The 7986-nt window shown below is 66.5% G+C and carries 6 protein-coding genes; all 6 read right to left on the bottom strand.

The genetic code is table 11. The features are described from left to right. Window positions 1-28: 28 nt before the first annotated feature. Window positions 29-937 carry an FAD-dependent oxidoreductase gene (locus I6U14_RS13320; protein WP_296900010.1) on the bottom strand — a complete coding sequence of 303 codons (909 nt, stop codon included), beginning with the start codon at window positions 935-937 and terminating at the stop codon, window positions 29-31. Next, a complete protein-coding gene (locus I6U14_RS13325; RefSeq protein WP_296900011.1) occupies window positions 934-1782 on the bottom strand; it encodes an MIP/aquaporin family protein in 849 nt (282 codons plus the stop codon). The genes I6U14_RS13320 and I6U14_RS13325 overlap by 4 nt, the downstream gene beginning before the upstream one ends. 4 nt (window positions 1783-1786) lie before the next feature. Continuing rightward, entirely contained in the window at window positions 1787-2635 is an 849-nt protein-coding gene (locus tag I6U14_RS13330) for an SDR family oxidoreductase (protein WP_296900012.1), read from the bottom strand. Window positions 2636-2672: 37 nt separating this feature from the next. Further along, the gene (locus I6U14_RS13335) at window positions 2673-5348 is read right to left on the bottom strand and encodes a glucosidase (protein ID WP_296900013.1); all 2676 of its coding nucleotides are present in this window, start codon (window positions 5346-5348) and stop codon (window positions 2673-2675) included. After that, the gene (locus tag I6U14_RS13340) at window positions 5345-7402 is read right to left on the bottom strand and encodes an amylo-alpha-1,6-glucosidase (protein ID WP_296900014.1); all 2058 of its coding nucleotides are present in this window, start codon (window positions 7400-7402) and stop codon (window positions 5345-5347) included. Before I6U14_RS13340 ends, I6U14_RS13335 begins: the two co-directional genes overlap by 4 nt. 136 nt (window positions 7403-7538) lie before the next feature. Next, a partial coding sequence (locus I6U14_RS13345; protein ID WP_296900015.1) for a hypothetical protein occupies window positions 7539-7986 on the bottom strand: 448 nt, incomplete at its 5' end.

Consider the following 7986-nt stretch of genomic DNA (forward strand, 5'->3'; position numbering starts at 1 on the left):
GGATGGTGTGGGGGGGGAAGGGTGGGGTTTAGAAGATCCCCGGTCGTGCCAGACCGGCGGTCTTTTGGAAGGGGGAAAAGCCGGGCAGGGCCCTGTTCAGGGGCAGCTTGAAGTTGGCGCCGGCCACCGGCGCGGAGGGCAGCCGGGTGCCGAGGCCGGTGGCCTCCAGGTAGTCCTGCAGCAGGCGGGGCGAGCTCATGGCGCCGGCGGCGAGCACCACGCTGTCCGCCCGGTGCCGGTCGCCATTGGCGCAGACGACGCCGGTGATACGGGTCGGATCGTCATCGGCATGCAGCAGGCCGGTGACGGCCGTGTCCGTCTTCAGCGTGAAGCCCGGCTTGCCGCCGAGGGCGTCCAGCAGGCTCCATTCGGCGTCGGATTTAAAGCCGCAGGCGGATGCGAAGCCGTCGAAGTGCTTGGCCTCTTCCGGGTGATCCAGGATCTCGCGCTTCAGGCCCAGCGGCAGTGCCTCGCTGTGCCAGGCGGGGTCGGCGGCCTGTACGCGCTCCACCAGCCGCTGCAGCTCGGGCTCGTTGTCGAAGCGGGTGACCGCCAGCAGCGCCTCGGCCCGGTCGTAGTAGGGGGCCAGGTCGTCGTAGCCGATGGGCCAGCCCAGGCACTGGTGCTCGGCATCGGCGTCGAATTCCTCCGGCGAGAAGCGCAGCAGGGCGGCGCCGTACCACTTGGTTTTGCCGCCGACATTGTGGAACTCGCCCGGGATGAACTGCCGGTTCTGGTTGTCCACCCAGGCCCGCTGGTTCTTGAAGCGGCCCTCGCTGAAGACCTGCTTCACGTCCAGGGTGCTGCCGTCGCGCGGCAGTTGCCCGCCCTGTTCCAGCAGCAGCACCCGGCAGCCCGCGTTGACCAGGCTGTAGGCCGTCGCCGAGCCGCCGGCGCCGGAGCCGATGATGATGACGTCGTATGTCTGCTCGCTCATGGCACGTCTTGACCTGTGGGGTTGGCAATGGGCTGCGCTGATGCGTGGGAATCGGGCTCCGCCGGCGGCTCATGCCCGCAGTGGATACAGCGCACGTGATCGGGGTGATCGAGCTTGGCGCACATGCGCGTCGTCTCGCGGTGCAGCAGGCGCCGGTACAGCTCCACCGCGGCCAACATGCCGAGGATCGGCGCGCTGAAGTAGACCCAGGCGTGGCTCCAGACTCCGCTCGGGGTTGCGGATGCAAAAGTTCGGGCCGGGTTGATGCTCATGCCCGACAGCGGCGCGGCGACGGTGATATAGATGGCCACCAGGACGCCGGCGGCGAGCCCCGTGAGTCGGTTCAGGCGCGGGGAGTTCATGAAGAACAGCACCGCGAGCATCAGGCCCAGGGCCATGGCGAATTCCGCGGCGAAGGCCACCACGGGTCCGCTCGGGCCTGGCACCGTCACGACGTGATTCACCGGCGGCAGGCTGAAGACCTCGCCCAGGATGAACCGCACCAGCAGGATGCCGAGCGTGCCGCCGATGAACTGCGCCAGGATGTAGAACAGGGCGTCCAGCGGGGCGATCTTGCCCAGGCGCAGAAAGGACAGCGTCACGGCGGGGTTGATTTGCGCCCCGGAGCGCTGGCCCCAGGGCGAGTAGATGATCGCCACCGCGGTGACGCCCATCGCCAGGCCAATGAGCGCCCGGCGCAGGTCCGCGTCCGGCAGCAGTGTGTGCACGGGCGAGCCCGGATACTCCAGCAGGGCGACCACGAGGCCGGCGGAGACGAGGAAGGCGCCGAGGCCCCAGGCCTCCATCAGGTACTCGGGCCAGTGCTCGCGCAGGGTCTTCAGCACGCCGTCAGCCCCCTTCGGCGAAACCGGGATACAATGTCATGCCACCATCCACAAAGAAGCTTACCCCCTGCACATAATCCGCATCGTCAGACGCCATCCAGGCAGTCGCGCGAGCAATGTCTACTGGCTCTCCGATTCGGTTATAGGGGATAAGCCTCATCAGTTCGGCATAGGCTTCTGGTGTCCCCCAGGCGTCCGTATTGATTGGTGTGCGAATCGCGCCAGGACAAATACTGTTCACCCGAATACGAAAAGGGGCTACCTCTTGTGCCAGGCTCTTGGTCATCAGCATGACCCCGCCCTTGGAGGCCGCGTAGTTGACGTGCCCGGCCCAGGGAATGACCTCGTGCACCGAACTCATGCTGATGATCTTGCCGGCGGCGCAGGAGACCTCCGGCACCACGCCGCGGCGCTTGAACTCCCGCACCGCCTCCCGTGCGCACAGAAACTGCCCGGTCAGGTTCACGTCGATGACCTGCTGCCACTGGGCCAGGGTCATCTCGTCGAAGGGGGCGTCGCGCTGCAGGCCGGCGTTGTTGACCAGGATGTCGATGGTGCCGAATGCGTCGATCATCTGCTGGAACATGGTCTGGACCTGCGCCTCGTCGGACACGTCCGCCTGGATCGCCAGGCCGCCCCGGCCGGTGGCCTGGATCTCGGTTACGACCTCAGCGGCGGCCGCCTCATCCGCCACGAAGTTGACCACCACGTCAGCGCCCTCTTTGGCCAGGTAGACGGCCACCGCCCGGCCGATGCCGGAATTGGCGCCGGTGACCAGGGCCTTCTGGCCCTTCAGCAGCTGCCGATTGGGGCAGCTCGGCATCACGACCTTGGGCAGGGGTGCATCGCTCATCGATTCATCTCCGTTCGGGAATGGTCAGCGGCTCGGGTCAGGGGTGGCTCGGCGGCGTGTGGAGCTCCTGGATCAGGTTGGCCACCAGGCCCGTCCAGCCGGTCTGGTGGGCGGCACCGACGCCGCGGCCGTTGTCGCCGTGGAAGTATTCGTAGAACAGCAGGTGGTCGCGGAAGTGCGGGTCCCGTTGGAGCTTGTCGGCATCACCGAAGACCGCCCGCCGGCCCTCGGTGTCGCGCCGAAAGAGCCGTGTCAGGCGTCGGCTGAGCTCCTCTGCCACCTCCAGCAGGCTCAGCTGGTTGCCGGAGCCCACCGGGCATTCCACGCGAAAGTTCTCGCCGTAGTAGTCGTGGAAGCGGCGCAGAGAGCTGATCAAGAGGTAGTTGACCGGGAACCAGATGGGCCCGCGCCAGTTGGAGTTGCCGCCGAACAGCCCGGACAGGGACTCCGCCGGCCAATAGCCCACCTCCAGCGGTGCGCCGGCGCAATGGAAGACGTAGGGCGCGTCCGCATGCACCCGGGAGAGCGCGCGCACGCCGTAGTCGCTGAGAAACTCGGTCTCATCCAGCATGCGCCGCAGCAGCGCCTTCAGCCGATGCCCGCGCAGCAGCGAGACCAGGTGGCGGCCCTCGGCACCGCGCTCCTCCCAGTGTGAGACCAGGGCATGGAGCTCCGGCTTGTAGTCGAGGAACCACTGCATCCGGCGGGTGAACTCCGGCACTTCGTCCAGCAATTCATCCGGCAGGACTTCCACCGCATAGAGCGGAATCAGGCCGACCATGGAGCGCACCTGCATGGGCCGCTTCTGGCCGTCCGGCAGATTGAGCACGTCGTAGAAGAACTGGTCTTCCTCGTTCCAGAGCATGATTCCCTTGTCGCCGATGTTGTTCATGGCCGCGGCGATGTGCAGGAAGTGCTCGAAGAACTTGGTGGCGATGTCCTGGTAGACGGGGTTCTGCCGGGCCAGCTCCAGCGCGATGCGCATCAGGTTCAGCGAGTACATGGCCATCCAGGCTGTGCCGTCAGCCTGGTTGATGTAGCCGCCGGTGGGCAGCGGCGAGCTGCGGTCGAACACCCCGATGTTGTCCAACCCCAGGAAGCCGCCCTGGAAGATGTTGCGCCCCTCGGCGTCCTTGCGGTTCACCCACCAGGTGAAATTGAGCATCAGCTTGTGGAAGACGCGCTCCAGGAAAGCCAGGTCCCCGACGCCGCCGTTGCGTGCGCGGTCCATGCAGTAGACCTCCCAGGTGGCCCAGGCATGCACCGGCGGATTGACGTCGCCGAAGGCCCATTCATAGGCCGGCAGCTGCCCATTGGGGTGCATGTACCATTCGCGGGTCAGCAGGACGAGCTGGTGCTTGGCGAATTCGGGGTCCACCAGGGCCAGGGTCGGGCACTGAAAGGCCAGGTCCCAGGCGGCGTACCAGGGGTACTCCCACTTGTCCGGCATCGAGATGATGTCGGCGTTGTTCAGGTGCTCCCACTCGTGATTGCGGCCGTAACGGCGTGCCGGCGGTGGCGGATAGCCCGCGGGATCACCACTCAGCCACTGCGGAATGTCGAAGTAGTAGAACTGCTTGGTCCAGATCATGCCGGCCAGGGCCTGGCGCTGGACCCGGGCCAGGTCCTCGTCGCGGATGTTTGCCTGCAGCTCGGCGTAGAAGGCGTCGGCCTCGGCGATGCGCGTCTGCATCAGCGCATCGAAGCCGTCGAAGGCGTGGCCGACCATGTCTTTGGCGAGGCGCAGGCGGATCACGGCGCTGTCGCCGGCGGGGATCTCCAGCTTGTACAGGGCCGCCGCCTTGGTGCCGATCTGCTGCGGATTGATCGCCTCGGTGCGCCCGGCGATGAGCAGCTCGTGGAAGGCGTCCTTGAAGTGGCCGTCGGCTGCCATGCCGTAGAGGCGGGCGGCGTTGGTCTCGTTGTCGCAGAAGACGAATTCGGGGTCGCCGTCCGCGTACCAGTGGTATTCGCCGAGCGCGTGGTGGCGCACGCTGACAGTGCCGAGCTCGGTGGCGGAGAGCTCCGGACGGGCCGGGTCGTGGCCCCAGCTCCAGGTGTTGCGGAACCAGAGCTGCGGCAGCAGGAGCAGCGGGGCGGACTGATCGCCGCGGTTGTGCGCCGTGATACGCATCAGGATGTCTTCCGGGCCCGCCTTGGCGTATTCCACGAAGACGTCGAAGTAGCGGTCCTCATCGAGCACGCCCGTGTCCAGCAGCTCCAGCTCGGGCTCGTGCATGCCGCGACCGCCGTTCTCCGCCACCAGCCGCCCGTAGGGATACTCTGCCTGCGGATACTTGTAGAGGCATTTCAAGTAGGAATGGCTGGGCGTGGCGTCGAGGTAGTAATAGAGCTCCTTGACGTCCTCGCCGTGGTTGCCCTGGCCGTTGGTGAGGCCGAAGAGGCGCTCTTTGAGAATGGGGTCCTTGCCGTTCCAGAGCGCGAGGGCCAGACACAGGCGCTGCTGGTCGTCGCTGAGTCCGGCCAAACCGTCTTCGCCCCAGCGGTAGGCGCGGCTGCGGGCCTGGTCGTGCGGGAAGGAATCCCAGGCGGTACCCCCTTTGCTGTAGTCTTCCCGGACGGTGCCCCACTGGCGCTCGCTCAGGTACGGACCCCACCGGTACCAGTCGGCCTCCCCAGCGCGCTGCGCCTGCAGGCGGCGCTGCTCGGCCCCTGTCTCGGGCGTTGCCGCCTGCTCTCGTTGCTCGGTCATGACTGTGTCCCTTGGTTGGTGGCCGCGTTGGCCCGCTGATCGAGCTCCGTCCAGACACGGAGCGTTTCGGAGACGCTCCAGGCCTGGGCGAAGCAGCCCTTGGCCCGGTGCGGCGCGTCGCCGTCGAAGATCTCGCTGATGGAGCCGACGCAGGCCTCGCGCAGGTGCAGGCCGAGCGGCCGCAGGAAGGATTGCGCGCGCTTGGCGTCGCCATAGACCCGGAAGTGCGCCTCCGCGAACGGACCCAGCAGCCAGCCCCAGACAGTGCCCTGGTGATAGGCGCCGTCGCGGCTCACCGGGTCCCCGCGATAGAGACCGACGTAGTCGCCGGCGTCTTTCGCAAGCGAGCTCAGCCCGCAGGACGTGACCAGGTGGCGACCACAGGTGTCGACGACGGCCCGCTGCTGTGCGGCATCGAGCGGGCTGTGGGGCAGGGAGACGGCGAAGATCTGGTTGGGCCTGAGGCTTGCGTCACAGCGGCGGCCGTCCGACTGCTTGTCGCCGACCGGGGCGTCGATCACGTCATAGAGACAGCCCAGCGCGTCGTTCCAGAACCGCGCGAAGCCCGCGTGGACCCGCTCGGCATCGGCATCGAGGTCCGCGGCGACGGCGTCCTGACCGAGCCGCCGGGCCAGCTCGGCGATGCAGCGCAGCGCGTGGTACCAGAGGGCGTTGATCTCGACGGGCTTGCCGATTCTGGGCGTCACCACCCAGTCGCCGACCTTGGCGTCCATCCACGTGAGCTGGACGCCGTCCTCACCGGCCCAGAGCAGGCCGTCGTTCGGGTCGACGTGGATGCCGTAGCGGGTCCCGCGGCGGTGCCAATCGAGGATGTCGAGGAGCGCGTCGAAGATCTCGGCCGCAAGGTCCAGATCCTCGCTGTACCGGGTGTACTGGTGGATTGCGTGCACGTACCAGAGCGTCGCGTCAACCGTGTTGTACTCCGGCGCGTCACCCAGGTCCGGGAAGCGATTCGGGAGCATGCCCTGATCGATGTGCCGCGCAAAGGTCAGCAGGATGCTGCGCGCGATGTCGAAGCGACCGGTGGTCAGCGCCAGACCCGGCAGGGCGATCATCGTGTCGCGGCCCCAATCGCCGAACCAGGGATAGCCGGCGATGACCGTGTGGCCGCTGGTCGCGGGCTCGGAGCCGCGCCGGACGATGAACTGATCGGCGGCCAGCACGAGCTGTGCGACCCAGGGCGCGGTCACCGGCTGCGGCATCCCGTCGAGCAGCGCCCGCCGCCGGGCAAGCTCTGCGGTCAGTGCACTGCCGAAGTCGCAGGCGGGCTCCGGCTCGCTGGAGACGCTGATGCAGGCCGCTTCGCCCACGCCAAGGCGCAGCCTGAGCAGCCCCGGGCTGTAGAGATCCTCCGTGTCGTCGAGCCCGCGCTCGGACTCCACGCGATGGCGGAAGTGCCAATACCAAGCGGGGTCCGGTACCACCTCTGCCTCAGCGCCCGCGCGAATGGTGTAGGGCTGCGCGCCGGGGAAGGGCTCCACGGCGAACCCGTCGTGCATGGCCGTCGTGGCGAAATTCCAGCCGCCGCGGCCGTGGCTGTGATAATCCCGATGGGCACACAGAGGACGGACCGCGAGCTGGATTTCCGCTGTGGCACGCAGCACCCGGAAGCAGATCAGCGTCGTGTTGCGCCCATGGGGCATCAGGATCCGCTTCTCGACCAGGGCGTCACCGCAAGCGTAGTCCCAAACGGGCAAGCCCTGGTCCAGCCGGAAGCGCTCGATGTGGCGCCAGCCGTTCGGGTCGATGGACCCATCAGCGAACTCGTTGCTGCTCAGCGGGTACTGCCCACCCGCGTAGTCCACCACCGTGTCGAGCTTTGCCAGCATCAGAGTGCGCTCCAGCGGTGGCTTCAGGGCCGCGATGAGCAGCCCGTGGTAGCGACGCGTATTCGCGTCCGCGACCGTTCCGGCGGCGAAGCCACCGAGACCATTCGTGACCAGCCACTCGCGCTCGCAGGCCTGATGGAAGCTTGCAAGGTCGCCACGGCCGATGTCGAAGAGCCCGATCTCGTTGGTGTCTGGCGTATTCATAGTGACTGGGACGCGCTGTATCACACGCACTTCAAACATGGGTCGGCATTAATCATGACGCCGGCCTTTTCTCGGTGAGTCTCCGCATCGACGCTCGTCCGGGCTGCAACCGCACGCTGCGTTCGGCAGAGTGCCATTATTTCCGTGTCCAGGTTCTATCCGTGAAGGTGAACCGAACGAGCTCCATGACCTCGCCGCGGCGAACGTAGACGATCCAACTCGCCAGCAAGACGCAGATGACTGCTTCTAGCGCCAACGCGCCCCGAGCACCCTCAATGCCAATGGGCCCAGGCACATGCAACAACAGCGCAACAACTAGAGTCCCAAGCGTGACGAATGCACCAGCGAGCTGGAAACCAGGAATGAACAACAAAAGCGATGCCACTGCTTCGACACCACCGGTGAAGAAGCGGAAGTACGGATTGACCCAGTCAAAGCCGACCCAGGTTTCCAGATCCTGGAAGATCTTGCCCATGTATGGATCGGGCAGGAACTTCACATGCATGTACTTGAGGAAGGTGTAGGCGATATAGATCGAGCCTAGGTAGCAAGAGATGACTGTCAGCTGTCGCCACACAGGCCCT

It is taken from the genome of Thiohalocapsa sp. (genome assembly GCF_019695415.1).
Classification (GTDB): Bacteria; Pseudomonadota; Gammaproteobacteria; order Chromatiales; family Chromatiaceae; genus Thiohalocapsa.

Bases quoted from the DNA above. Each gene is read 5' to 3' on its own strand.
- I6U14_RS13335 (WP_296900013.1), bottom strand. From the start codon at position 5,348: ATGACCGAGCAACGAGAGCAGGCGGCAACGCCCGAGACAGGGGCCGAG.
- I6U14_RS13330 (WP_296900012.1), bottom strand. From the start codon at position 2,635: ATGAGCGATGCACCCCTGCCCAAGGTCGTGATGCCGAGCTGCCCCAAT.
- I6U14_RS13320 (WP_296900010.1), bottom strand. From the start codon at position 937: ATGAGCGAGCAGACATACGACGTCATCATCATCGGCTCCGGCGCCGGC.
- I6U14_RS13340 (WP_296900014.1), bottom strand. From the start codon at position 7,402: ATGAATACGCCAGACACCAACGAGATCGGGCTCTTCGACATCGGCCGT.